The organism is Mitsuaria sp. WAJ17 (assembly GCF_014174515.1).
In the GTDB taxonomy this organism is placed as follows: domain Bacteria; phylum Pseudomonadota; class Gammaproteobacteria; order Burkholderiales; family Burkholderiaceae_C; genus Roseateles_B.
Map to the genome: position 1 here is coordinate 1 of NZ_JACJUG010000122.1, position 418 is coordinate 418.

At 77.5% G+C, this 418-nt stretch carries 1 pseudogene; it reads left to right on the plus strand.

What is annotated here, in order from left to right:
- A pseudogene (locus H5407_RS23655) lies at window positions 1–418 on the plus strand (apolipoprotein N-acyltransferase); the annotation flags it as partial.

Sequence of the window (418 nt, forward strand, 5' to 3'; positions counted from 1 at the left end):
GGCCGCTGCGGGTGCGGCTGATGCCGCCGGTGCTGCGCGGGGTGGTCGCGCTGCTGCGCGGGCTGTCGCGCGTGAGTGTGCTGGGCCTGGGGCTGGCCCTGCTTCTGGACGAGGGCCTGCGCACGCAGACCCTGCAGCAACTGCGCCTGGTGGCCGCTCTGGTGCTGGCGCCGGAGGCGGCGGCCTGGTGCCTGCTGCAGGCCTGCACGGCCTGGCTGGCGCTGGAGGACGGCACCCTGCGCCTGGTCCAGCGCGGCGTCGAGCTGCTGCGCTGCGATCCGGTCTTGGTCCGGCGTGCGCAGGGCTGGCGCCTGCCCTGGCCCGGCCCGGGCCTGGACCTGCAGACGGACGCCGGCACGACCTGGCCCTTGCTGCTGGGGCGGCCCCATGCCCTGCGCGAGGCCCTGCGGGCAGCCGG